The sequence below is a fragment of the Halorubrum sp. AS12 genome (assembly GCF_051122765.1).
Classification (GTDB): Archaea; Halobacteriota; Halobacteria; order Halobacteriales; family Haloferacaceae; genus Halorubrum; species Halorubrum trapanicum.
In genome coordinates, this window is the sequence record NZ_CP185385.1 from 2,762,897 (window position 1) to 2,787,047 (window position 24,151).

The following is a 24,151-nucleotide window of genomic DNA, read 5'->3' on the forward strand; positions in this document are numbered from 1 at the left end:
CCTTTTTCGCCGTTCGCGGGGCGCTCGCCGGTGTCGCTACTCCGGGATCGCGCCGCGTCCGCGCAGCTCGTCGATGTCGCCGTCGCCGTAGCCGTACTCGCGTAACACCGACTCCGTGTGTTCGCCGAGCGCGGGCGGGTGTCGGCGGACGGTCGTCGGCGTCCGCGAGAAGTCGCATCGGCGAGCCCGGGAACCGCACCGTGCCCGCGGTCGGGTGCTCCGCCTCGGCGAGCATGTCGCGCGCCTCGATCTGGGGGTCGGCGAACACCTCGCTCACGTCGCGGACGCGACTCGTGGGCACGTCGTGCTCTTTGAGGGTCGCGACCGCCTCGTCGGTCGACAGCGCCGCGAACGTCTCCTCCAGTTCGCGGTCGAGGGCCTCGCGGTTCCGGACGCGCCCCTCGTTCGTCTCGAACCGCTCGTCCGCGAGCAGGTCGGGCCGGTCGAGCGCCTCGCACAGCGGCGGCCAGAACCGGTCCGACGAGCAGGCGACGACGACGTAGTCGTCCGCCGTCTCGAACGCCCGGTAGGGGACGATGTTCGGGTGTTTGCTTCCCATCCGCCCCGGCGGCTCGCCGCTGGCGAAGTAGTTCGTCGCCATGTAGCTGGTCCAGGCGGCCTGTCCGTCCAGGAGACTCACGTCGATTTTCTGCCCGCGGCCGTCGCCGAGTTCGCGTTCGAGCAGCGCCGCGAGTATCGCTTGCGTCGCGTACATGCCGGCGCCGACGTCGGCGAGCGCGACCCCGATCCGGACCGGCGGACCGCCCTCGACGCCGGTGAACGACATGAAGCCGCCGCGGGCCTGCATCATGATGTCGTAGGCCGGCTCGTCGCGGTCGGGTCCCCACTCGCCGTAGCCGGAGATGGCGCAGTAGACGAGTCCGGGGTTCTCGTCGACGAGGTCGTCGTAGTCGAGGTCCCACTCGGCCATCTTCCCCACCCGGAAGTTCTCGACGAGCACGTCGGCCTCGCGGGCAAGGTCGCGGACGACGGCGCGGCCCGACTCGGTCGTCAGATCCAGCTGGATCGACCGCTTGTTGCGGTTGACGCTGACGTAGTAGGCGCTCGCGGCGCCCTCGTCGTCTCCCCCGTCGCCGTCGCCCTTGCTGAACGCCGGCGGGACCCACGTCCGCGTCTGGTCCCCGTGTCCGGGGCGTTCGACCTTGATCACCTCGGCGCCGAGGTCCCCGAGCTGCATCGTACAGAACGGGCCGACGAGCACGCGAGAGAGGTCCAGCACCGTGAGTCCGTCGAGCGGGCCGACGTCGCTCTCGGGGTCGTGGGCCTCACCGACCACGCGGGGTCACCTCCGGAAACCGGGCTGTCCGCCGTCGCGGTTGCCGTGTCGAGTTCATACCCCTGAGTCGGGCGGACGGGTAATGAGCCTTGAGCCTGTCGCCGTCGGCCCGGCTCCTCCGTCCGTGACCGCGCTCGTCGGTAACTGCCCATTCGCAACCGCGCCCGTCCGCATTCGACCGCACCCGACCGCACCCATCCGCACCCGACCGCACCCGTCTACACCCATCCGCACCCGTCGGCACCTGCCCCCAACCGCACTCTCCCCAATTGTCCGCAACCCCAACCGTCAACACAGGCGATCGACTCGGCACACATAGATGGAGGTCCTCGTCCGGCTGTCGGGGCTGCTCGTCCTGCTGCTCGCGGGGACGGGACTCCGGTACGCCGGCGTGCTCGACGCGGACCGCACCGCGCTGCTCAACCAGATCGCGTACTACGGGGCGCTCCCGGCGCTGGTGTTCGTCGCGACCTACGACCAGGCGGTCGCCGACGTCGTCTCGTGGGAGCTGTTCGTCGTCGTTGTCGCGACGATCCTCGGGACGGCACTCGTCGCGTCCGCCGTCCATCGGAATCGTTCGCCGGGAGCGCGCCGCAGCGTCGCGGTCGTCCAGTCGTACCACTCGAACCTGGGGTACCTCGGCGTCCCGCTCGTGGCGGCGACGTTCGGCGCCGAGGTGACCGCGATCGCGAGCGTCATTTTGGGGATCGGCGCGCTGGTACAGGTGCCGCTGACCGTGATCCTGTTGGTGTCGATGAACGGGGCGGATGCCGAGGGCGCCCTGGGGCGTCACCTCCGGTCGCTCGCGGGCAACCCCGTCCTCCTCGCGCTCGTCGCCGGCATGGCGTTCGGCTGGTTTGAGGTTGGCGTGCCGGCCGCGGCCGCGACCGGCCTCGACGCGGTCGGGTCGCTGGCGCTCCCGCTCGCGCTGCTGTGTGTCGGCGCCACCCTCCAGATCGACGCTGCGACGGTCGACCGCGGGGCGACCGCCTCGGTGACCGCGCTCAAGGTGGCGTGTATGCCCGCGGTCGCGTGGGCCGTCCTCGCGCTCCTTGACGTCGACGCAGCGACGTTCACCGCCGGAATCGTCATGCTCGGGACGCCGACCGCGGTGTCGACGTATGTGTTCGCGACCGAGCTCGGCGGCGACGCCGAGTTCGCCTCGCTGAACGTGTTCGTCACGACGGTCGCGTCGGTCGCGTCGCTGACCCTGTTGATCGAACTGGTCAGCGTCGCGGTCTGAGACGGGTTCGACGCCGGATCGGGGGGCTGCGGCTAAGTGGCAGTCGGGAGAGAATCAGGCCGGAAGCGTGTCGATACCGTTGATCTCGACGTAGCCGTAGCCGCAGTCGGGACAGCGCCACTTCGTCTTCTCGCCTAAGTGGAGCGTCATCGCCGCGGTCCGGTAGAACGAACGGGTCTCGCCGCACGGGGGACAGTCCACGTCCTTTTCGAGCGCCATGTGCGCCGATCGATCCGGGGCGGTGTTGAACCTACTGATTCGAGCGAAACGGACTTATTCACCACACCGGCGCGAGCAGCAGCGCGACCGTCGCCGAGATGAAGACGAGCTTCAGGGCGGTGTTGACGACGATCACCTTCGTGCCGAACGACGCGCCCCAGATCCCGTACTGGAACGGGATCGAGCGCCGGAACGTCGACACGGCAAAGGAGAGGATGCTCCCGATGAGCAGCGACGCGACCGCGGTGCGGGTGGTGAACGTGCCGGCCTCCGCCCCGGCGAGGGTCGCCGCGCCCGCGGTCGTGTCGAGCGTGAACACGGCGATGACGGGCACCGCCTCGCCCGGCAGTCCCAGCACGCTCGTGATCGGCTCCGCGACGCTCGTCAGCGCGGCCACGTCGTAGGTCGTGACGAGCCAGATGACGAGCGTGTACACGACCGCGAGCCGCGGGACGATTCTGCGGAGGGTCTTCAACGACTTCTCGGCGGCGTCGCGGACGCGCTCGCGGTCGGTGCGGTCGTCGTCCTTGGGCCCGGTCGCGTCGACGTCGGCGAGCGCGGAGCGGTCGACGTTCGCCTCCGAGAGGAGGAGTCCGCCCGCGAGGACGCCCGTGACGGTGATCAGCAGCGCGATGCCAGCGCGCGCGCCGACGTAGACGGCGCCGGTGGTGACCCCGAGGATCGGGATCAACACCGGGACGTAGTAAGTGAACACGTGCTGGACGAAGCCGAAGAACGTGTTTATCACGACCGCGACGAGCGTCGCCCGGTCGTCGAGCAGGCCCGACTCGCGGTACTCCGCGAGCGTCGCGTAGCCCGCGGTCGTCGACGCCGCGGTCGTGAGGATCGCCGTGCCGACCTCGTCTGGGAGGTTCGCCGGGCGCGTGAGCCACCCCGCGATCCCGGCGACGTACCGGACTAAGCCGAACGCGACGGCGACGTTGGCGGCGAAGACGCCGCCCGCGATGAACGCCGTGATCCGGGCCAGTCGGGGGACCACGTCCGCGAGCAGGACCGAGAGGTCGGCGGCGACAGACTGCACGGATCGGCGTACGCGAGGGGCGCTCAAATGGCCGTCGGAACGTGCGGCCGCGCCGAGGTCGAGAGGTCGCGACTGCCCCGCGCGGGGCTTATGCCTCCCGCCGGCGAATCCCCGGGCGATGGCTCCCGCCGAGGACGACATCTCGATCGACGAAAAGCGCGTGTACGCGGGCAGCGCCGGCCGCACCGACGCCTACGTCGCGACGGGGACCGGGATCGTCCGCGTCTCGCTGTCGGCCGACAAGATCGGCGCGTTCGACATGGTCGCCCGCGACGCGGCCCGCGACGTCGCCGTCCTCGCGCGGGGCGACGCGCCGGACCTCGTCGTCGCGGCCGCGCCCGACGGACTCTCGGTCGCCGCGGTCGGCGACAACCCAGCGTTCGAGTCGGTCGACGACGACTCGGCGGTCGCCGTGGGACCGGCCGGCGGTCGTGACGGCGGCCTTCTCGTCGCTCGCGAGAGCGGCGCTGTCGAGCGCGTCGAGTTCGAGGCGGGCGGGGCGGCGGTCGGCATCGACGACGCGGCTCGGATCCGTCGCGGACCCGCGGGCGGTCGACGGCGCGCTCGTCGCGGCCGCGGACGGGGTGTACCGCGTCGTCGGCGATCGGATCGAGGACGCCGGTCTCGACGACGCGCGCGACGTGGCCGGCTCCGGGATGCCGCTCGCGGCGACCGGCGCGGGACTCTACTGGCTCGGCAACGGCTGGATGAGTGTTCGGGAGAGCGCCGCGGACGCGGTCGCGGCCGACGGCGACGGCCACGCGATGGCGGTCGTCGATGGGGACTTGGTCGTTCACGCCGACGGGACCGGCGAGTGGGACGACGAGACGTGGGAAATCGCTGCGCTTCCGGTGGACGAGAGGGTCGTGGCGCTCGGGTACGGGCCGGGTATCTCGGTCGCGGTCACGGACGCGGGCACGCTCTGCGTGGACGCGGGCGACGGCTGGCGCCACCAGGTGGTCGGCGTCCGAGACGTGAACGGCGTGGCGCTCGCGGTCGTGGAATAAGTCGGAGACGGTGTGTGGAGCGCTCCCGAAATCTCGATCGTTCGCCTATAAATCATTGCTAGCGGATCGACGACGACTTTCTCCAACTCCCCGGCTGTTCGTTTATAAGTAGTTGACTGCGGGTCGGCGCCAAACGCCTCCAAAGCCCCGGACGTGAGGCGGGGGCACGCTCGCTGCGCTCCTCACTCGGTCGCTACCGCTCCCTCGTTGCGGTGCTTGCGTCGCCTGCCCCCGCCTCACGGCCGCCCCTTTGAGTCCCGCCCCGCACCGCAACCGCACCTCACACCTCCCCAGCCTCGTCAGTCGGCCTCCGCTACGCTCCGGCCGACTGACTCCCCTCGCGCGTGCGACTCGCGCCTTTCAGGCGCTCGTCGGCACGCGCCACCGCCTCGTTCATTTATAAATGAAAAGTTAGATTCCCGCTCTGGGCCGTCTCACGCGCTCGGCAGGTCGATCGGCTCGCCGTCGGCGTAGACCGTCGGGTTTCGGATGATGCCGTCGAGGTGGAGCGGCGCGTCGGTCTCGCCGCCGATCCCGGCGTTGTCGCCGATGGCGATGTGAACGGTGCCGCCCGCCTTCTCGTCGAGGAGGACCGAGCCGTCCAGTTCCTCGACGCCGCCGTTCGTCCCAATTCCCAGCTCCGCGAGGTTGTACGCCGCGTCGCCGACCTCCTCCGCGGCCGCCTCCACGTCGGCGCGGATCGCGTCGTCGGAGATTTCGGTCACGAATCCATCCTCGATCTCGAAGGCGAGTTCTTGGCCCTCGTCGAGGAGTCCGTGGGGCATCATCGTCCCGTCGACGACGAACGTCCCGGTCGCGGTCTCGGGCGCGACGAACACCTCGCCCGCGGGGAGGTTCGAGAAGTCGCCCGGCTCGCGGACCATGCCGGTGTCCGCGAGCCACTCGCGGTCGCCGATCCCGAACGTGATGTCCGTGCCGGCGGGCGCGGTGACGCGGACCTCGTCGGCCCCCGCGACCTGGTCGAGCACGTCGTCGCAGGCCGCGTCGATGGCGGCGTAGTCGGCGTCGAGACCGGTCGTGAACACGTCCTCGGTGATCCCCGGAAGCGTCGCGCCGCGCGCGCCGGCGTCGCAGGCCGCGCCCCGGGCGCGGGTGTGGCTCAGGCTTTTCGTCGTCGGCGCGAGGAACACGTCCGATTCCCGCATCGCGGCCGCAACCGGCGCGGGAGGCTCCGTCCCGTGCTGCTCGGCGGGCGGGTACCGCAGGACCGTTGCGTCGTCCGTGACGGCGCTCGCGGCCGCGTAGAGCGCCTCACCGATCGGCTCGCGCTCGTCGTCGGTGACCACGACGACCGACTCGTCCGGGGAGACGTTCAGACACTGTTCGATCGCGGTCGCCGCGGCGTTGGAGAGGTCGGCTGCCATGTCCGCGTCTCCGAACGGCCGGGCGTTAGGGCTTGTCATCGCCGCCTTTACTCCATTCCGTAATTGAATTATTTACGTCCGGTGTCGATCGCCGTCGAATTAACCGACTGCTTACTCGCGGGGTAGTTAATTTCATTTTGCTTCTCTCGAAAACATTATGTCGGTTCCGCAGCGACGGGCGGATATGACACGCGTGGGCGTCAACGGCTACGGTACGATCGGGAAACGGGTCGCGGACGCCGTCGCGGCCCAGCCGGACATGGAACTCGTCGGCGTGACGAAGGCGTCGCCGGACTACGGCGTCGAGGCCGCGGCCCGTCGTGGCTACGACCTGTACGCGGCGGTCGAGGACCGCACCGACGAGTTTGCGGCCGCCGGAGTGGACTTGGCCGGGACCCTCGGCGACCTGCTCGACGCCGTCGACGTCGTCGTCGACTGTGCCCCCTCCGGCGTCGGCGAGCGCAACGCGCCCGTCTACGAGGCCCACGACACGCCGGCCGTCTTTCAGGGCGGCGAGGACGCCGCCGTCGCCGAGGCCTCGTTCAACGCCCGCGGTCGGTTCGAAGCCGCCCGCGGCGCCGAGACGGTCCGGGTCGTCTCCTGTAACACGACCGCGCTCTCGCGGCTGCTCGCGCCGCTCGACGAGACGTTCGGCGTCGAGAAGGCGCGCGTCACGCTCGTCCGCCGGGGCGGGGACCCGAGCGAGACCGACCGCGGTCCGATAAACGACATCGTCCCCGACCCGGCGACGGTCCCCTCGCACCACGGCCCGGACGTGAACGAGATCCTCCCTGACGTGGCCGTCGACACCGCGGCGCTGAAGGCGCCGGTCACGGGGATGCGACACCCACAGCGTCAACGTCACGCTGGAGACCGACCCCGACCCCGAGGCAGTCCGTGACCTGCTCGCCGGCGAGGGCCGGATCTTCCTCGTCCCCGAGTCCGCGGGCATCGACGGCGCCGGCGCGTTAAAGGAGTACGCCGCCGACGCGGGGCGTCCCCGCGGCGACCTCTGGGAGAACTGCGTCTGGGAGGAGTCGATAAGCGTCACGGGGAAGGACCTGTACCTCTTTCAGAACGTCCACCAGGAGGCCGACGTCGTCCCCGAGAACGTCGACGCGATCCGCGCGATGGCGACCGACGCCGACGCGGCCGAGTCGGTCGCACGCACGAACGAGACGCTCGGCGTGGGTCTCGACAGTCGACTCGGGGACGGCGAACTGGTACAGACGGGGCTGATGGCCGACGACTGACTTTTGCGATCGGCCCTTTCGTTCCGCTACCGGCCGGAACCGGTGGTTACTCGGCCGGTCGCGTCACGAGGAACGTCCGCCCGCCGCGGCGTTCGAGGTGGACCTCGCTGCCGTCGACGCGGTTCGCACGGACCCGGTCCGGGAGGCGGTCGGTTCGGCACTCTGTGACGTCCACGCGCGTCGGCGTCGCGTACCGCGGTCGGTCGGCGGTGACTGCGCTCATACCTCTCGATTGGTCCGGAACGCCCCTATAATCGAGCCATCCGCGGAGTGAAAGTGAAAGTAGACGGCTCCACGTCGCTGAGGGGGGTTCGGAACCCGACTGCGGTCGAGATTCGGTCGGCCGACCCTATCGGCGCAGACCGGTCGCCTCGTCGTCCTCGACGAACCGCACCGTGAAGTAGTCGTAGCCGCCGTAGGCGGCGTCGAGCGCGCCCATCCACCAGTTCCACCGCTCGGTCAGCGAGGAGCCGTCCGGGGCGTCCTCCAAGTGCCCGATCACCCCCGTCACGGTCAGGCCGTGGCCGCGGTCCTCGGAGGGCCGTCCGGAGTCGACGAGGTCGCGGGCCGCCCGCGAGACGGCGCGCCGCTCGGACTCGGTCCCGCCAAACTCGTCGTCGAGCGCGCGTTCCAGACGCTGTCTGTCCATGTCCGTGTTTAGGGGACGCGGGTATTTGAGTCGCGTGGTAGGGGGTGTCACATCCGGTGCCGCGGAGTGACCGCGGCCCGGAGGAACGGCCGGCTCACAGCCGCGCGGCCAGCGCGAGGAACAGCAGGGAGAAGGGTGCCGTAAGTAGCGCCAGCGCCAGTCCGCCCGCGCCCTCGCCGGCCGCGACGGCCATCAGGAGACCGACGACCAGCGAGAACGACCCTACGGTCGCGAGGGTGAGTCGTTCGGGAACGCTCGCGCGGTCCGGCCCGTCGCTTTCCGCCAGCACCGCGTCGAGCGCCGACTCGACCTCGTCGGCCCGATCGACGGGGACGAACAACCACGGCGTCGACCGGTACCACGCGTTCCCCCGGTACGCGAGCAGGAACAGGGTCGTCCACGGGAGGTCAATCCGTCGCGTTCGGATCACGGACCCGAGGTCGTCGCTCCGGGTCCGATCCTGACTCGGATACGTCCGCTCGACGGCCGACTCGGTCGGGTCGACCCGCACGACCCGACCGTTCGACTGGACGACGGCCGGCACGAACCAGATGAGCCAGAACAGCGGCCAGAAGGCGGGGAGCAAATCGCTCGGTAACGCCAACGCCGCCGCGAGGACGGCACCGAACCCGGCGAGCGTCCAGCCGGGGGTGAGCGCGCCGGCGGCCTCGCGCAACCGAGCGGTGGTCAGCTCGTCGACGGAGGTCTCGCGGTACCAGAGGTACAGGGCGGGTGCGATGGTCACGGCGAGCGCAACCGCGACTCCCGCGGCGACGATCCCCGCGCCGAGACCGACGCTCGGAAACGTGATCTCCCCGGCCGCGACCCGCGAGACCATCGCGGCGGCGACGGCGACGAATCCGACGAGGACCGCGCCGACGATCCCGGCCGTCGCACCGGCGGCGAACGACCGAAGCCGGTCGTGACGGACCGGTCCCCACTCGATCGCGTCACGCTCGGGGTCGCTGGGCTCGTCGACACTGTCGCTCGCCTCGCGCTCGGCGGGATCGACGGTGTCCGCGGTCGCGGTAGCGGTTCCGCTCTCGGAGGGCATACGAGCCGAGTTACCGCCGGTCCGGTAAAAAGAGTGAGGCCGATTAGAATCAATCGCCCCTCGAGGTCAACCGCCTCACCCCCGCTACGCGCTCGACTCGTCGGATTCCGCGCCCGCCTCCGGCGGCTCAGCGGGTTCGACGTTGCCGAGGCGGAGCGCGTTCCCGGTGACGCCGAGGCTCATCCCCATGTCGCCGACAACCACGGCCATCGCGACGCTCACGTAGCCGAGCGGAGCGCCGGCGGCGAGCACCGCCTTCACGGCGAGCGAGGCGCCGATGTTCGTCCGGATCGTCGTGCTCGCGCGCGAGGCGAGGTCGATCACGTACGGGAGCCGCGTCAGGTCGTCGGCCATCAGCGCCACGTCGGCGGTCTCGATGGCGGTGTCGGTGCCGGCGGCGCCCATCGCGATCCCGACGTCCGCGGCCGCCAGCGCCGGCGCGTCGTTGATCCCGTCGCCGACCATCGCCACACCCCCTCCGTCTCGGCCGCGAGTTCGCGCACCGCCGCGACCTTCTCGTCCGGGAGCAGTTCCGCGCGGACCTCGTCGACGCCGACGCGGTCGCCGATCGCTCGGGCGGTCCGCTCGTTGTCGCCGGTGAGCATCGCGACGCGGTCGATGCCGAGTTCGTGGAGCCGGTCGACGACCCACGCCGCCTCCGGACGGACGGTGTCCGCGACCGCGATGACGCCCTCTAGCTCCGTCTCGGTCCCCACGAGGACGACCGTCTTCCCCTCGGCCTGTAACCGCGGGATCGTCTCGCTCGCCAGATCGAGGTACTGGCCGTGATCGCAGGGCTCGGGCTCCGCGGCGGTCGCTTCGTCTCCCTCGCTCTCACCCGTATCGTCGCGCTTCCTGATCACTCCGCCGTCAGAGCGGACGTGGGCGTGGCTCAGGTCGAAGCCGAGGTTCTCGAACAGCGAGGGCTTGCCGGCGTAGTGGGTCTCGCCGTCGAGTTCGGCCCGGACGCCCTCGCCGGTCAGCGCCTCGAAACCGGTGACCTCGGTCGCGGCCTCGTCGTCGGGATCGGCACCCTCGTCGTCGGGATCGGCACCGGTCTCCACGCCGCGTTCGACGATCGCTTCCGCGACCGGGTGTTCGCTCCGACGTTCGAGGGCGGTCGCGCACGCGAGCACGTCGTCCGCGTCGCGGCCGCTGAGGGGGACGACGTCGGTCACCGACAGCTCGCCGCGGGTGAGCGTCCCGGTCTTGTCGAGCGCGACGGCGTCGACGTCGCCCGCGGCCTCCAGGTGTTCGCCGCCCTTGATCAGGACGCCGTTGCGCGCGGCCGCGGTCACGCCGGAGACGACGCTGACGGGCGTCGAGATGACGAACGCGCACGGGCACGCGACGACGAGCAGCGTGAGTCCGCGGACGAACCACGTCTCCGCGCCGCCGCCGACGAGGACCGGGCCGAGCGTCGCGGTGGCGATCGCCCCCGCGACGACGACCGGGGTGTAGACGCTCGCGAAGCGGTCGACGAACCGCTCGGCGCGCGTCTCCTCGCCGTTGGCGGCCTCGACGAGTTCGACGACCCGCGCGATGGTCGACTCGCTCGCGGCCGCGGTGGACTCGATCTCGAGGTAGCCGGCCTCGTTGATCGAGCCGGCGTACACCTCGTCGCCGGGTTCCTTCTCCGCGGGGACGGACTCGCCGGTGATCGGCGACTCGTCGACCGCGCCCGACCCCTCCCGGACGACGCCGTCGAGGGGGACGCGCTCGCCGGGGCGCACCGCCAGCCGCTCGCCGGTCGCGACGCTCTCGGCGGGCACTGTCTCCTCGTCGCCGTCGCGGATCACGACCGCCTCGTCGGGCGACAGCTCCATCAGCTCGCGGAGGGAGGTGCGCGCCCGGTCGATGGAGTAGCGCTCGAGCAGCTCGGCGACCGAGAACAGCACCGCGAGCGTCGCCGCCTCGAACGGGAGGTCGACGAGCAGCGCGGCGACGACGCCCACGCTCATCAGCAGGTCGATGTCGAGGCTCAGGCCCCGAAGCGAGTAGAACCCGTTCCGGAGGATCGGCGGGCCGGCGACGGCGACCGCCAGCAGGTACGCGACCGACGCGCCGGTGACGGCCCACGGGCCAAGGAAGCCGACGCCGCCGAGGGTGGCGAACGTCGGGTCGAGTCCGGGGAGCAGCCACTCCAGGACGAGACCGACCGCGAGGAAGGCGCCGCCGACCGCGGTGGCGACGGCGCGGGGACTCGTGAACAGGTCGTCGGCGACGCCGTCGGACTCCGCGTCCGCGACCGCGTAGCCGGCGCCCTCGACGGCCGCCGTCAGCGCCTCGACGTCGGTCCGGTCGGGGTCGTAGGTGAGGACGACGACGCCCGTGGTCGGCCGCGTGTCGACCGAGAGGACGCCCTCGCGGTCGAGCGCGCCCTCGACTTTCCCCGCGCACGACGAGCAGTCCATGTCCGGCACCGCGAGCCGGAGTTCCACGCCGTCGGGGTTGTCAGGTCCCCCGGAGGCGGGCGGATCCGTTGCCCCGTCGTCGGGGCCGTTCGATTCGCGTGAGTCGCTCATTATCAGTCCCTATCGGCCGCACCGTTATTAATCCAACTGCCATTCTCACCGTCCAGTTTATAAGAGATTATTAAAAATAGGACATGAAATAGCAAATAATCCGCGAGTATTTACCCGCAGGACGGCTACCTCGGCGCATGACAGACTGGCGCGCCGTCGGCTATGGGTTCGTGGTGATGCTGATCGCCGGCGTGTTGGCAATGGCCGTTCCGGTCGTGGGGCACGCGGCCGCCGGACTGGTCGGCGGGTTCGTCGCGGGCTACCTCGCCGGCGGCGGCCTGCTCTCCGGGTTCTGGCACGGCCTGCTGGCGGGGTCGGTGAGCGGGATCATTATTACCCTCGCGCTCGCCGCGTTCGGGAGCCTCGTCGGGCTTGTCGGCGGCCCGCTCGGGAGCCTGCTCGGCGGCGCCGGCGTGCTGGTCGTCGGGCTGTTCCTGACGCTGCTGTTCGCGGTCGACTCGGCGCTCGCGGGGGCCATCGGCGGCGTCGTCGGGGAGTGAAGCCGACTTTTTGAGACTGTACAATTTACCAGAGTCGTAAGGTGGATCTTGTTCGGTGGCGCGTGCCGGTGAGCGCCGCATCGCGGCGCGAACCGCACGCGCGAGGGAGTCGGTGGTCCGGAGCGACGCGGAGGACCACCGACGAGGCTGGGGAGGTGTGAGGCTGCGGTCGCTGTGGGGCGGGACTCAAAGGGGCAGCCGTGAGGCGGGCGCAGGCGATGTAAGCACCGGAACGCGGGAGCGAACGAAGTGAGCGACCGAGTGAGGAGCGCAGCGAGCGTGCGCCCGCCTCACGGCTGGGGCTTTGGAGGTCACCGTCGATCTACTGTCAGCCATTTATAAGTGAGCAGCTGGAGATTCGGAGAGATACGTCACTACGGGCGCCTGGACATCTTATAAAAGGATAACCGGAACGGCAACGAGACCGACTACTCCGCGACGAGTCTCTTATTAAGCGCTCTCGACGGCGTCGAGGACCGCCTCGTAGTCCGGTTCGTTCGTCGGGTCGTCGGCGACCCAGTCGTAGACGATCTGGCCGTCGTCGTCGATGACGAACACGGCGCGGTTCGCGATCCCGTGAAGCCCGAGGTCGGCGATGTCGATCTCGAGACCGTACGCCCGGATCGCGTCGCCGGCCATGTCGCTCACGAGGTCGAACTCGATGCCGTGCTCCTCCCGGAACGCGCCCTGCGAGAACGGCGAGTCGGCGCTGACCCCGAACAGCGTCGCACCGGCGTCCGCGAACGCGTCGGCGCGCTCCTGGAACGCGATCATCTCGTTCGTACACGGCGGCGTGAACGCGCCGGGGAAGAACGCGAGCACGACCGGTCCGTCGCCGATCTGTTCGTCGAGGTCGAACGGCTCGTGGTCGCTCGTGCCGACCGTCGCGGTGAACGTGGGTGCGGCGTCGCCTGTGGATACCATCGCTTCTCAGTACGGTCGATTCAGGCAAAAGGCTTGTCGCGACCCCGTTCGGTGCCGGATTCGGCTCCGGGTTGTCCCGGGGGCATCTCGGGGACCCGTAGCGACTACTCTCGGTCGAGGTACTCCTGCTGGATCGCGACGATCTCCGAGGAGTCCTCGCAGTCGGCGTACCGCCGGAGCGGCTCCGCGTTGAGTTCGAGGAACGTCTCGCCCCACGTGAACTTCGAGAGGATCCGCTCGGCGTGGTCGCGCTCGCCGAGGACGATCAGCGCGGCCGCGAACGCCTCGACCGTCGTCAGTCGCATCGGCCGCCCGAAGTTCACGGGGTTGCCGGCGACGAGGTACGGGAGCGCGCGGTGTTCGCCCGGGAGGCTGAACATCTTCTCGCCGGCCGACTCCCACGAGCAGTCGAGCGCGACCAGGGCGTTCTCGCGGGCGCGGTCGGCGTCCGCCGGCGAGAGCGCGCGCTCGGCGTGGGGGTTGAGCACGACCCCGTACGGCGTGGCGCGGTCCGAGCGGTGAAGCTCCGCGAGGTCGAACCGCGCGAGCTTCCGGGCCGTGCGACTTATCCGGGTCGTCGTCGCCCTCGTACCGGATGTGAAGGTCCACAGGTGCGAAGTCGCATGAGTGAGTAATAAGCCGTACGGAGCGACGGGGAGCCTCGCTGGCCAGCTGTTCGCTTAAAAACGGTTGATTACAGATCAACAGCGAGTGCCATCAAATCCAGCCGTCCGGCGATACGTGACGGCCAGCAGATCATCGGCAACCACCTCCAAGGTCCCATCTGTCCGTCTCTGTTGATATCCCGTTCTTCAGACACATCGTCGTCTGAAACAGCCGGTCGCTGTCGCGTGTGAACTGGGGGCTATGCCTTCAGTTAGTAGCCCACTCTTCGGCTTCTTCTACGTCCTTGAACGATTTCGCGTCAACCCCATCTATCTGCTTAACGGAACTTGCGAAGGCCATCCCCTTGATTCCGTTCGACACGAGTGCCCATTTCGTGATTCCATGCGGTTTCCCCGCCTTGGCCGCTTCAGCTGCCTTTTCGACCACTTCCTTCGGAAGAGACTTTTCCATCTGAATTATGGAGACATGCGCGTCTACCCGCTCCTTCTCAGCGAGTTCCTCGAAACGCTCGTTGATTCGGATGAATTCCGATTCCTCCGCTGGCATCCCCTCCGGGAACTTTCGATAGACAACGTTCTCATCAGCCCACAGGTTCCATTGTGAATCCGCCATAGAACGAATCTTCCGGAGGTCCTCATTAGTCTTGGCTATTTAGACAGTACTGACCACACCCGGTCATAATGTGTCACTCCCGAATGATTTCAACAGAGCCATCCGCCCCGCACCACCGGAAGACGGTCGCCTCGCTTCGTCTCCGGTACTTCCCGCCGACTGCTTGTGAGATCGACGGTCTCGCTCTCTCGGCGCTGCGACTTCGCGACCTCCGCGCTCCCGTGTTCCCGTCGGTCGCTCGCGGGACCGCAGCCTCACACCGCCCCAGCCTCGCGGCTCCCTCCGCTTCGCTCCGGTCACCGCGTCCAGCGAGGGACCTTCGGTCCCTCTGGCAGCCGGCACAGTGGTTCTTTCTAAGTAATCGTCGCCGTCTCAGTCGCACGCTCTCCGCCCCACCACTGAATCCCGATACCGTCAAACCGGCCCGGTACCGGCGGGGTTTTTCCTCGTCGCCGCGCAGGCGTTCGTATGGAGCTGTTCGCGGTTCCGGACCTCCCGGAGATCCGGGAGGGAGAGGACCTCGCGGCCATGATCGGCGAGCGCGTCGACCTCCGCGAGGACGACGTGGTCGTCGTCGCCAGCACGGTCGTCTCGAAGGCGGAGGGGCGCGTCTTCGACCTCGACGACTTCCCGGCGAGCCCGCGCGCAAGGAGGTCGCGGACCGCCTCGCCGAAATCGCCGACGAGGAGAAGGACCCGCGCTTCGCGCAGGCCGTCATCGAGGAGTCGACGGAGCTGATCATGGAAGCCCCGTTCCTCCTCACCGCGACCCGCTTCGGCCACATCGGCGTCAACGCCGGGATCGACCGGTCGAACGTTCCCGACGGCGACCTGCTGTTGCTCCCGGAGCGCCCCTCGGAGAGCGCGGAGCGAATTCGCGACGGGGTCGCCGCCGACCGCGTCGTCGTCAGCGACACCTGCGGGCGCCCGTTCCGCCACGGCCAGCGCGGGGTCGCGATCGGCTGGGCCGGGCTGCCCGCCAGCCGCGACTGGCGCGGCGAGCGCGACCGCGACGGCCGCGAGATGGGCGTCACCGTCCAGAACGTGATCGACGAACTCGCCGCGGCCGCCAACCTCGTCGCCGGCGAGGGCGACGGGGGCACCCCGGTCGTCGTCGTCCGCGACTGGGCATTCGGCGACCATGACGGCTCGGACGAGCACTTCCGCGAGGTCGAGGGCGACTTCGTCCGGCAGGCCTTGCGTGAGTGGGAGTTTCAGGAGTAACCATGCTCGGCATCGAACTTACCCCCGAACACGAGTTGTCCCGCCTCGTCGACCTCGGCGTCCGCGCCGAGGCGGCCGGCTACGACGCCGTCTACTCGACGTGCCACTACAACAACCGCGACCCGTGGGCGTTCCTCTCGCGGCTCGCGACCGCCACGGACTCGGTCCGGCTCGGCCCGGGCGTCGCCAACCCCTACGAGACCCACCCCGCGACGCTCGCCTCGAAGGTCGCGACCCTCGACGAGCTGTCGGAAGGTCGCGCCGTCTTCGGAGTCGGTCCGGGCGACCCCTCGACGCTGGCGAATCTCGGACTCGCGGACGAACGCGGACTCCGCCCCGTGCTGGAGGCGTTCAAGACCGCCCAGAAGCTGTGGGCCGGCGAGCGCGTCGACCACGAGGGGACCTTCGACGCGACGGACGCGGGACTCAACTACGAGCCGCCGCAGGGCGCCGATATTCCGGTCCACGTCGGCGGCGAGGGACCGCACATGTGCCGGATGGCCGCGAAACACGCGGACGGCCTGCTGTTCAACGGCTCGCACCCGAAGGACCTCGCGTGGGCCCGCGAGCAGGTCGACGACGGGCTCGACGACAGGCCCGACGGCCGCGGCGAGTTCGACCTCATCGCCTACGCCGCCGTCTCGGTCGCCGAGGACGAGGCGGCCGCCCGCGAGGCCGCCCGTCCCCCGGTCGCGTTTATCGCCGCGGGCGCGGCGCAGCCCGTCCTGAAGCGTCACGGGATCGACCCGGACGCGGCGACCGCGATCGGCGAGCGCGTCTCTGCCGGCGAGTTCTCGGCCGCCTTCGAGCGCGTGACGCCGGAGATGATCGACGCGTTCTGTATGGCGGGCACCCCCGAGACCGTCCGCGAGCGCACCGCCGCCGTCGCCGACCACGCCGACGGACTCGTCGTCGGCTCGCCGCTCGGCCCGGACCTGGAGGCCGCCGTCGACCTCGCGGCCGAGGCGGTCGGCGACCGCTTCTGAGGCCGCACCCGGACACCCGCCGAACCCGACGCCTCCCCCGGTCGGATTCTCACCCCCTGACAATCAAGAATCGCTCGTGATAACCTCGGCGGGAGGTTCATTACCCGTTCTCATCGAGGTCCGAACATGTCCACGACACGACAGCGCCGCCCGGGGATACGCGGGCGGTACGAGGCCCTCCTGTGGCGGACGATGGACGCGCTCGGCGTCACGGAGTCGATAGAGCGGAAGGTCGTCACGGCCGTCGGCATCCAGTTTCTCGTCACCGTCGGCATCTTCCTCACGCAGTTTCTGATCTCCGGGACCGCCGCGTACGTGGTCTCCGGCGTCCTGTTCCTCGGGGCGGTCGTCGCGATCTACAACACGCTGCTTATCGTCCGACGCGATTTCGTCGCCCCGATCCGGGCGTTAGAGCGCGAGGCGGAGGCGATCGCCGCGGGCGAGATCGACGGCGTGAGCGACGTCGACGCGGCCGGTCCGTCGGACGGCGATTCCGCGGACGCCCTCGATCCGACCCAGCCCGACGAGGTGGGCAGCCTCGTCGGCGCGTTCGGCGAGGTCCACGGCTACCTCACCACCGTCTCCGCACAGGCCGAGGCGCTCGCAGCCCAAGAGTTCGACGACCCGGCGCTCGACGAGGAGGTCCCCGGCTCCTTCGGCGAGTCGCTCGACGAGATGGCCGAGAACCTCGCCGCCTACACAGCCGAGCTTGAGGCGCTCGTCGACGCATTCGGCGACGCCGCGGAGCGCGCGCAGGACGGCGACCTGACCGCGACCATCGACGAGGAGGCGCTGGCGACCGACGAGCGGCGGTACGCCGAGCTCGTCGACAACTACAACCGGCTCGTCGCGACGCTCGGCGAGACGCTCGGCGACGTCGGCGCGTTCACCGCGGACGTGGCCGGCACCGCGGACGACGTGCGCGCCAGCATGGACGAGGTCGACGACGCGAGTGGTGAGGTCGCCGGCTCGGTCCAGGAGATCTCCGACGGCGCGGCCGAACAGACCGACGAACTGGAGGCGATCGCCGGCGAGATGAACACGCTGTCGGCGACGGTCGAGGAGATCGCGGCGAGCGCGGACGACGCGGCGGAGACCGCCCGCGACGCGGCCGAGCGCGGTCGCTCCGGCCGCGAGGAGGCCGCCGAGGCGATCGCGGAGCTGGAGACGCTGGAGACGCGGATCGGCGAGACGGCGGCCGCGGTCACCGACCTCGCCGAACGGGTCGGTGAGATCGACGAGATCGCGGCCGTGATCGACGAGATCGCGGAGGAGACCAACCTGCTTGCCCTGAACGCCTCCATCGAGGCGGCGCGGGCCGACGGCTCCGGCGACGGGTTCGCGGTCGTCGCCGACGAGGTGAAGTCGCTCGCCGAAGAGACCCGGGAGTCCGCCGCGGAGATCTCCGGGCGCATCGAGGAGGTCCAGACCGCCTCCGCGGAGACCGCGGCCGACGCCGAGGAGATGGAGACGCAGGTCGCGGAGGGCGTCGAGACAATCGAGTCGACACTGCGGGAGTTCGAGGGGGTCGTCGAGGACGTGACCACCGTCGACGAGACTGTCCAGGAGATCAGCGACGCGACCGACGATCAGGCGCGCACGACCCAGGAGGTCGTCGACATGGTCGACGGCGTCGCCTCCGTGAGCAAGCAGACCGCCACCGAGGCCGAGACCGTCGCGGCCGCGGCCGAGGAGCAGACCGCGACCGTCTCCGAGGTGACGGGACAGGTTCACACCCTCTCGGATCAGTCCGACGAGCTACTGGCGCGGCTCAACGAGTTCGAGGTACCGGACGGGAACGGAGGGACCGCGGACGCGGTCAGCGGTCCCGCGGAGCCGGATCCGACACCGGGCGCCGGAACGCGGTCGGCGACGGGCGACGACGACTGAGAAGGCGGGCGGTCGAACCGCGCTACCGCGTCGGCTACTCCGAGCGCCCGCGACCGCCGAGCGCGGGGAGGGTCACGCCGATCTCGTTGAGCAGCGCGCCGACCGCTGCGTAACCGAACACGGCGACGGCGCCGACGAGCAGGACCTGCCCGACGACGACGAGCAGCGCCGACAGCGGGTCGCCCGCGCCGAGAATCAGGTCGTTCAGGAAGATGTCGACGAACCGCCCGATGTCGCCGACCACCCGGGAGACGAAGTCGATGAGCGCGATCATGGGCCACGGTTGGACCGGGGGGTACTTGGGTGTTGAGTTCGCGGCGGTGATTCGCCGTGCCCGGTCGCGTCGCGAACGGCGCGACGGCTACGCCTCCGACCCCGACGCCGGTGCCTCGTCGGCACGCGCGTACCGCAGCGCCCAGCCGATCAGGACGCCCTGAAGCGGGAGGCGGATCACCGCCGCGAGCCGTGCCGGGCCGACGAGTCGGTCGGGGACGAGATCGCTCAGGGCGTCCCTCCGGGCGAGGTGAACGTTCGCCGGGAACACGGCGACGAGGAGGGCGACGATCCCCCACGCAGACGGGCGTCGCGTCCGTCGCAACGCGACGCCGACCCCGAGGAGGATCTCGGCGATTCCGGAGAGGTACACGAGTCCGACCGGCCGCGGAAACGCCGGCGGGACCGCTTCCGCGAAGCGCTTCGGGATCAGGAAGTGTGCGATTCCGGCGACGACGTACACCGCGCCCATCAGCGGCGCGAGCGAGCGACCGGGTTCGCGAGGCTCCCCGTCGCGCGCTCCGCTCGACGCGTCGGCCGTCGACGCTCCTGACTGCGTTCGGTCTGTGTCGGTCATACGTCGTCGCACGGACGGGACGCGTATCAGTCCTCGCCGCCCCGGGCGACGACCCGACTCGGGTTCCCGGAATCGAACCCCTTACGAACGGCGGAACCTAAGGCGCCGCTAATGAACACGTTGTTCTGGGTGCTTACGGGGATCCTCGCGTACTCCGCGGTCGCGATGTGGCTGCGGAACGAGGGGATCCTCCCGGACGCGGTCAGGATCTCCGGACCGGTGTTGACCCTCCGGACCCTCCGCGGACGCGCCTTCCTCGGCCGGCTGGCGGCGCCGAAGCGGTTCTGGCGCGCGGTCGCCAACCTCGGCCTGGGGGGTGCCTTGGTGGCGATGGTGGCGTCGTTCGCGCTCATCCTCTCGTCGGCGATGTCGGCGTTCACGAACGCGCAGCCCTCCGCGATCCAACAGCCGCAGAACTTCCTCATCATCCCCGGCGTCAACGACTTCCTCCCGCTGTCGGTCGCGCCCGAGATCGTCGCCGGACTCGCCGGCGCGATGGTGATCCACGAGGGCGCGCACGGCCTGCTCTGCCGGGTCGAGGACATCGACATCGACTCGATGGGTCTCGTCTTCTTCGCGCTGCTCCCGGTCGGCGCGTTCGTCGAACCCGACGAGGAGGCGACACAGGAGCCCTCCCGCGGCGCCCGCGCCCGGATGTTCGCGGCCGGCGTCACCGCGAACACGGTACTCACGGTCGTCGTCTTCGCGCTCCTCTTCGGTCCCGTGGTCGGCGCCATCTCGCCCGCGGCGGGCTACGCGGTCGGCGAGGTGAACCCCGGCTCCCCGGCGGTCGCGGCCGACATCTCGCAGGGCGACCGGATCGTCGAGGTCGCGGGGACCCCGATCGAGACGAGCGGCGAGTTCGAGTCCGCCATCGGAGACGCCGGCGACTCGGTCGCACTCACGGTCGACGACGGTGACACGCGGGAGACGCTGACGGTCGACCGCGAGCTACAGGTGGTCGGCTCCGCCGGCGGCAACCCCCTCGGGGTGACGATCGAGGAAGAGCCCGTGACCATCGCGGCCGTGAACGGCGACCCCGTCGCGACCGAGTCCGACTTCTTCGACGCGGTCGGCGACGACGAGCGCGCGACGCTGACGGTGACCGGCAACGCGAGCGTCCTCGACCAGGTCCGCGACGCGCCCGGCGCGGAGAACGCGACGGGCGTCGAAACGGCCGACGACGAGGGCGCCGTCACCGTCCCGGACGCGCCGATCGGCGCGTACGTCGTCGGCGTCCAAGAGGACGGCCCGATCCACGACGCGGGCGCGGCGCTCGGCGAGCCGCTGACGGTCGTCTCGGTCGACGGCGAGCGCGTCGTCGACAACGAGGCGCTCTCGGCCGTCCTCGGCGAGCGCGAGCCGGGCGAGACCGTCCCCGTCACCGTCTACGACGGCGACGGCGAGCGCGACAGCTACGACGTGGAACTCGACCCGCACCCGAACCGCGACGGCGGCTTCATCGGCGTCAGCGTCTTCCCGGGAACGAGCGGACTCGCGCTCGACGACGTGGGCGTCACCGAGTACCCCGCGGGCGCGTACCTCGAACTGCTCGGCGGCGACGGCGGCGCGGAGGCCGCGGACGGGCTTCCGCTCGGCGGGATCACCGAGTCGCCGCTCGGTCTCGTGTTCGTCGCGCTCATCCTCCCGCTCGGGAGCCTGTTCGGACTCCCGTTCAACTTCGCGGGCTTCACCGGCGAGTTGACCAACTTCTTCGTCGTCGAGGGACCGCTCGCGGCGCTCGGCGGCGGCGTGTTCCTGCTCGCGAACCTCCTCTTCTGGTCGGGGTGGATCAACATCCAGCTGGCGCTTTTCAACTGCCTGCCGGCGTTCCCGCTCGACGGCGGCCGCATCCTCCGGATGGTCGCCGAGGCGGTGATCAGCCGGGTCCCGATCAGCGACCGACACGCCGCGGTGCGGACGATCACGGTCTCGTCCGGGCTGGTAATGTTGACCGGGCTGATCGCGATGATCTTCGGGAACCAGATCCTCACCGCGCTCGGACTGATCTGAGGCGGCGGTGCGCGCCGGCGACGACGAGGAACTCCGCGATCTGCGCGAGGAGGCCGACGTACTTCGGGATCAGTTCGGCGATGATCTGTGACGCAGTCATCCTCGACCCACCGACGGGCGCGGAATGAAGGTTGCCGTGTCCCGCGGGCGTCGGCGCGCGCCGCGTCAGAAGATGTTCGCCTGGTCGTACACGGAGATACCGGCGTCCGTGATGTCGTACGGCTTCGTTTCGCGGGAGTGGTTCGCGTCGCGGATCTTCTGGATCTCGACGGCCAGCCGGGTCTCGCGGAAGTCCGATCCCCGGACGTACTGGAGGACGAACACCGCGTCGGTGAGGTATTCGACGATCCCGTGTCGGGAGGCGTACGGCGTCTCCTCGCTCGCCTCGGAGGTGAGCAGCGTCGTGACGCCAGCCTCCTTCAGCGAGCGCGTGAACCCGAACACCTCGGAGCGTCGCTTCGCGGGGTGGTCGTACATCATCTCCAAGAGGGAGACGGAGTCGAGCACCAGCCGGTCCGCGTCGAACTCGGCGATGAGCCGGACGAGGTCGTTCCGGATCGACGACAGCGAGTTCGCCATCTCGATGGGGTCGATGGCGACGACCGCGAGGCGGTCCTCGTCGGCGTGCTCGCGGAACGACCACCCCTTCTCGGTTGCCGTCTCGAAGATGGACTCGCGGGTCTGTTCGAGCGTGATGTAGATCCCCTTATCGCCCGCTTCGAGGGCGTGGTTGAGGAACTGGAGCGCGAACGTCGTCTTCCCGGTCCCGGCGCCGCCGATGACTGACAGCAGCGACCGGCTGGGAACGCCGCCGAGGATCATGTCGTCGAGACCTTCGATCCCGATGTCGGTCCGATCGATCGCCGACTCGAACTCGTCGGGGTCGACGTCGAAGTCGGCCGCGTCTCCACCGTCGGCGTCGCCGCCACCGAACTCTCCGAATCCAAAGTCGTCGTCGCCCCCGCCCGCGGAGCCGCGGTAGCCGCCGAAGGGGTCGCTGCCGGCGTCTGCGCCGGCGCCGCCACCGCTCGGCGACCCGCCGTCGGCGCCGCCCGACTTGCCGCCGGACCCACCGCTCCGGCTTCCGCCGAACGGGTCCTCCTCGCCGAAAGAATCGAACTCAGCGTCGTCGTCGACGTCGCCGAACGCCTCCGCCGGTACGCCGCCGTTCGCCGGACCGTCGTTCTCGGGAGCGGCGTCCGTCTCGGCTCCAACGTCGTCGCCGCCGAAGATGTCGGTCCCGTCCGCGTTGTCGCCGCCGAACGGATCGCCCCCCGAGTCGTCGCCACCGCCCGCGTCGTCGCTCCCGATACCGATTTCCCGCGCCGGGTCGTCGGAAACGCTCCCGGTGTCGTCGGACTCGCGTTCCGCGTCGGCTGCGTCGGCCTCCGCGTTTTCGGCATCGACTTCAGCGCTGTCGTCACTGATTTCCACACCCTCCGACTCCGGGTCCCCTTCGTCGTCGCCGGACTCCGATCTACCCGCCGGGCGCTCGTCGGACTCCTCGTCGGTCTCGCGCAGCGCGCGCTCGAACCAGTCGTCCTCCTCGCTCATCGTTTCCGCCGCCCGTAGGGAGTCGACATGCGCCGAGCAACGCGGCCGAGCGGCTTGAAACTTTCCGGCGAGGTTTCAGTTTCCGAGAACCGGTCGGATCCGCCCTCCATTGACACCCGGCGCAGTCGCCCGATGTCCGCACGCTTTTACCCGGGGACGGGGATGGGTTCGGCATGGAAGTGGGCATCGTGGCGCGAAAGGGCAGCGAGCGGGCGGCGTCGCTCGCGGCGACGCTCAGGGACGTCGTCGTCGACGCGGGCGAGGCCGTCTGGCTCGACGAGGAGACCGCCGCGGCGCTCGACGCCGGCGACGACGCCCGCCCGGTCGACGCGTTCGACGACTGCGACCTGGTCGTCGCCGTCGGCGGCGACGGGACGTTCCTGTTCGTCGCGCGCAACGCCGGCGACACGCCGATCGTCGGGGTGAACCTCGGTGAGGTCGGCTTCCTCAACGCCGTCCCGCCGACCGACGCCGCCGCCTCGCTCCGCGCCGAGATACGGTCGTTCCGCGACGGCGGACTGGACGTCCGAGAGGCCCCCCGTCTCACCGCCAGCGCGGGCGACTGGACCTCGACGCCGGCGGCGAACGAGGTGGTCGTCCAAGGCGACCGCCGCGGTCCGGGCGGCGGGATAGAGTACGAGGTGCGCGTCGACGGATCTCGGTACGGCGCCGGTCACGCCGACGGCGTCCTCGTCGCCACGCCGACGGGGTCGACCGCGTACAACCTCTCCGAGCGCGGCCCCCTCGTCCACCCGGACGTGGACGGCCTGATCGTCAACGAGATGGTCGCCGAGGAGGGGATGCCGCCACTCGTCGTCGACGCCGACGCGACCGTCACCGTCTCGGTCGCGGGCGAGTCGGGTGCCACCGTCGTCAGCGACGGCCGCGACACCGCCGCGCTCGACGGGCCGGTGGAGGTGACCGTCGAGCGGACCGCGCCGCCGATACGGGTCGCTGGCCCGCCCTCCGACTTCTTCGAGGCGCTCGGGAAGCTGTCGTGAGCCGGACGCGCAAGCTTCAATCCGCGGCCGGCCGGAGTCCCCGATCATGAACGTTCCGCTGGGGTTGGCGCCGTTCGCCGGGCAGTCGCGGACCGAGCACGCGCTCGTACTCCTCGGCGGGGCGCTCGCGTGCTCTCGTCGGCTACGCCGGGGCGGCCGCGGCGTTCTTCGGACTGGCCGCGCTGGGCCACGGGGAGCCGGTCGGCCCGCAGCGGATCGCCGGCATCTTCGCCTCGCTGGCCTGCTGGGGGTTCTACGCGCTGGCGTTCGTCCGCGGGAAGGGCGGCCCGGTAACGG

At 70.2% G+C, this 24,151-nt stretch carries 18 protein-coding genes and 6 pseudogenes; 9 read left to right on the forward strand and 15 right to left on the reverse strand.

Annotated features, from left to right (window positions below):
- Positions 1–36 precede the first annotated feature (36 nt).
- Positions 37–1,297: pseudogene (locus ACODNG_RS14125) on the reverse strand (CaiB/BaiF CoA transferase family protein).
- 319 nt (positions 1,298–1,616) lie between these two features.
- On the opposite strand from ACODNG_RS14125, the gene ACODNG_RS14130 reads away from it, so the two are divergent.
- Complete coding sequence (locus tag ACODNG_RS14130) at positions 1,617–2,540, forward strand: AEC family transporter (protein ID WP_434521820.1); 924 nt, start codon at positions 1,617–1,619, stop codon at positions 2,538–2,540.
- A gap of 54 nt (positions 2,541–2,594) precedes the next feature.
- On the opposite strand, the gene ACODNG_RS14135 is transcribed toward ACODNG_RS14130, so the two are convergent.
- Both ACODNG_RS14135 and ACODNG_RS14140 read right to left on the reverse strand, forming a co-directional pair.
- Positions 2,595–2,759, reverse strand: a complete 165-nt coding sequence (locus ACODNG_RS14135) for a hypothetical protein (RefSeq protein ID WP_434521821.1) — start codon at positions 2,757–2,759, stop codon at positions 2,595–2,597.
- Positions 2,760–2,817: 58 nt separating this feature from the next.
- A complete protein-coding gene (locus ACODNG_RS14140; RefSeq protein WP_434521822.1) occupies positions 2,818–3,801 on the reverse strand; it encodes a nucleoside recognition protein in 984 nt (327 codons plus the stop codon).
- Positions 3,802–3,919: 118 nt separating this feature from the next.
- Between ACODNG_RS14140 and ACODNG_RS14145 the strand changes: the two are divergent.
- Positions 3,920–4,808: pseudogene (locus tag ACODNG_RS14145) on the forward strand (HVO_0234 family beta-propeller protein).
- Between the two features lie 434 nt (positions 4,809–5,242).
- On the opposite strand, the gene ACODNG_RS14150 reads toward ACODNG_RS14145, so the two are convergent.
- Positions 5,243–6,193, reverse strand: coding sequence for an aminopeptidase (locus ACODNG_RS14150; RefSeq protein WP_434521823.1), 951 nt, complete (start codon positions 6,191–6,193; stop codon positions 5,243–5,245).
- Between the two features lie 184 nt (positions 6,194–6,377).
- On the opposite strand from ACODNG_RS14150, the pseudogene ACODNG_RS14155 reads away from it, so the two are divergent.
- Positions 6,378–7,446 (forward strand): annotated as a pseudogene (locus ACODNG_RS14155) (type II glyceraldehyde-3-phosphate dehydrogenase).
- A gap of 46 nt (positions 7,447–7,492) precedes the next feature.
- Here the strand turns inward: ACODNG_RS14155 and ACODNG_RS14160 are convergent.
- The 4 genes and pseudogenes from ACODNG_RS14160 to ACODNG_RS14175 form a co-directional block, all read right to left on the reverse strand.
- Positions 7,493–7,669, reverse strand: a complete 177-nt coding sequence (locus ACODNG_RS14160) for a hypothetical protein (RefSeq protein WP_209544329.1) — start codon at positions 7,667–7,669, stop codon at positions 7,493–7,495.
- Positions 7,670–7,795: 126 nt separating this feature from the next.
- A complete protein-coding gene (locus ACODNG_RS14165) occupies positions 7,796–8,095 on the reverse strand; it encodes a hypothetical protein (protein WP_434521824.1) in 300 nt (99 codons plus the stop codon).
- 94 nt (positions 8,096–8,189) lie between these two features.
- The gene (locus ACODNG_RS14170) at positions 8,190–9,149 is read right to left on the reverse strand and encodes a hypothetical protein (RefSeq protein WP_434521825.1); all 960 of its coding nucleotides are present in this window, start codon (positions 9,147–9,149) and stop codon (positions 8,190–8,192) included.
- 84 nt (positions 9,150–9,233) lie between these two features.
- Positions 9,234–11,674, reverse strand: a pseudogene (locus tag ACODNG_RS14175) (heavy metal translocating P-type ATPase).
- 137 nt (positions 11,675–11,811) lie between these two features.
- On the opposite strand from ACODNG_RS14175, the gene ACODNG_RS14180 reads away from it, so the two are divergent.
- Positions 11,812–12,174, forward strand: coding sequence for a DUF5518 domain-containing protein (locus ACODNG_RS14180; RefSeq protein WP_434521826.1), 363 nt, complete (start codon positions 11,812–11,814; stop codon positions 12,172–12,174).
- Between the two features lie 450 nt (positions 12,175–12,624).
- Here ACODNG_RS14180 and ACODNG_RS14185 read toward each other — a convergent pair whose 3' ends face one another.
- The 3 genes and pseudogenes from ACODNG_RS14185 to ACODNG_RS14195 all read right to left on the reverse strand — a co-directional run bounded on the left by ACODNG_RS14185 (position 12,625) and on the right by ACODNG_RS14195 (position 14,337).
- On the reverse strand, positions 12,625–13,098 hold the full coding sequence (locus ACODNG_RS14185) for a redoxin domain-containing protein (RefSeq protein WP_434521827.1): 474 nt from the start codon (positions 13,096–13,098) through the stop codon (positions 12,625–12,627).
- Between the two features lie 104 nt (positions 13,099–13,202).
- Positions 13,203–13,707 (reverse strand): annotated as a pseudogene (locus tag ACODNG_RS14190) (DUF367 family protein).
- 264 nt (positions 13,708–13,971) lie between these two features.
- Positions 13,972–14,337: a hypothetical protein gene (locus tag ACODNG_RS14195; RefSeq protein ID WP_434521828.1), complete on the reverse strand. Its 366-nt coding sequence runs from the start codon at positions 14,335–14,337 to the stop codon at positions 13,972–13,974.
- 468 nt (positions 14,338–14,805) lie between these two features.
- Here ACODNG_RS14195 and ACODNG_RS14200 point away from each other — a divergent pair.
- The 3 genes and pseudogenes from ACODNG_RS14200 (at position 14,806) to ACODNG_RS14210 (ending at position 18,436) form a co-directional block, all read left to right on the forward strand.
- A pseudogene (locus tag ACODNG_RS14200) lies at positions 14,806–15,560 on the forward strand (coenzyme F420-0:L-glutamate ligase).
- Between the two features lie 2 nt (positions 15,561–15,562).
- Positions 15,563–16,546 carry a 5,10-methylenetetrahydromethanopterin reductase gene (locus ACODNG_RS14205; RefSeq protein ID WP_434521829.1) on the forward strand — a complete coding sequence of 328 codons (984 nt, stop codon included), beginning with the start codon at positions 15,563–15,565 and terminating at the stop codon, positions 16,544–16,546.
- 192 nt (positions 16,547–16,738) lie between these two features.
- Entirely contained in the window at positions 16,739–18,436 is a 1,698-nt protein-coding gene (locus ACODNG_RS14210; protein WP_434523108.1) for a methyl-accepting chemotaxis protein, read from the forward strand.
- Between the two features lie 34 nt (positions 18,437–18,470).
- Here ACODNG_RS14210 and ACODNG_RS14215 read toward each other — a convergent pair whose 3' ends face one another.
- The gene (locus tag ACODNG_RS14215; RefSeq protein ID WP_434521830.1) at positions 18,471–18,710 is read right to left on the reverse strand and encodes a hypothetical protein; all 240 of its coding nucleotides are present in this window, start codon (positions 18,708–18,710) and stop codon (positions 18,471–18,473) included.
- A gap of 87 nt (positions 18,711–18,797) precedes the next feature.
- Positions 18,798–19,286, reverse strand: a complete 489-nt coding sequence (locus tag ACODNG_RS14220; protein WP_434521831.1) for a DoxX family protein — start codon at positions 19,284–19,286, stop codon at positions 18,798–18,800.
- A 111-nt stretch (positions 19,287–19,397) separates the two neighbouring features.
- Between ACODNG_RS14220 and ACODNG_RS14225 the strand changes: the two genes are divergently transcribed.
- Entirely contained in the window at positions 19,398–21,299 is a 1,902-nt protein-coding gene (locus ACODNG_RS14225) for a site-2 protease family protein (RefSeq protein WP_434521832.1), read from the forward strand.
- On the opposite strand, the gene ACODNG_RS14230 is transcribed toward ACODNG_RS14225, so the two are convergent.
- Both ACODNG_RS14230 and ACODNG_RS14235 read right to left on the reverse strand, forming a co-directional pair.
- A complete protein-coding gene (locus ACODNG_RS14230; RefSeq protein ID WP_434521833.1) occupies positions 21,277–21,399 on the reverse strand; it encodes a hypothetical protein in 123 nt (40 codons plus the stop codon). The two genes, ACODNG_RS14225 and ACODNG_RS14230, sit on opposite strands and share 23 nt — an antisense overlap.
- 65 nt (positions 21,400–21,464) lie before the next feature.
- On the reverse strand, positions 21,465–22,853 hold the full coding sequence (locus ACODNG_RS14235) for a KaiC domain-containing protein (RefSeq protein ID WP_434521834.1): 1,389 nt from the start codon (positions 22,851–22,853) through the stop codon (positions 21,465–21,467).
- Positions 22,854–23,026: 173 nt separating this feature from the next.
- Here ACODNG_RS14235 and ACODNG_RS14240 point away from each other — a divergent pair, with 173 nt between their 5' ends.
- A complete protein-coding gene (locus ACODNG_RS14240) occupies positions 23,027–23,854 on the forward strand; it encodes an NAD(+)/NADH kinase (RefSeq protein ID WP_434521835.1) in 828 nt (275 codons plus the stop codon).
- Positions 23,855–24,151 lie beyond the last annotated feature (297 nt).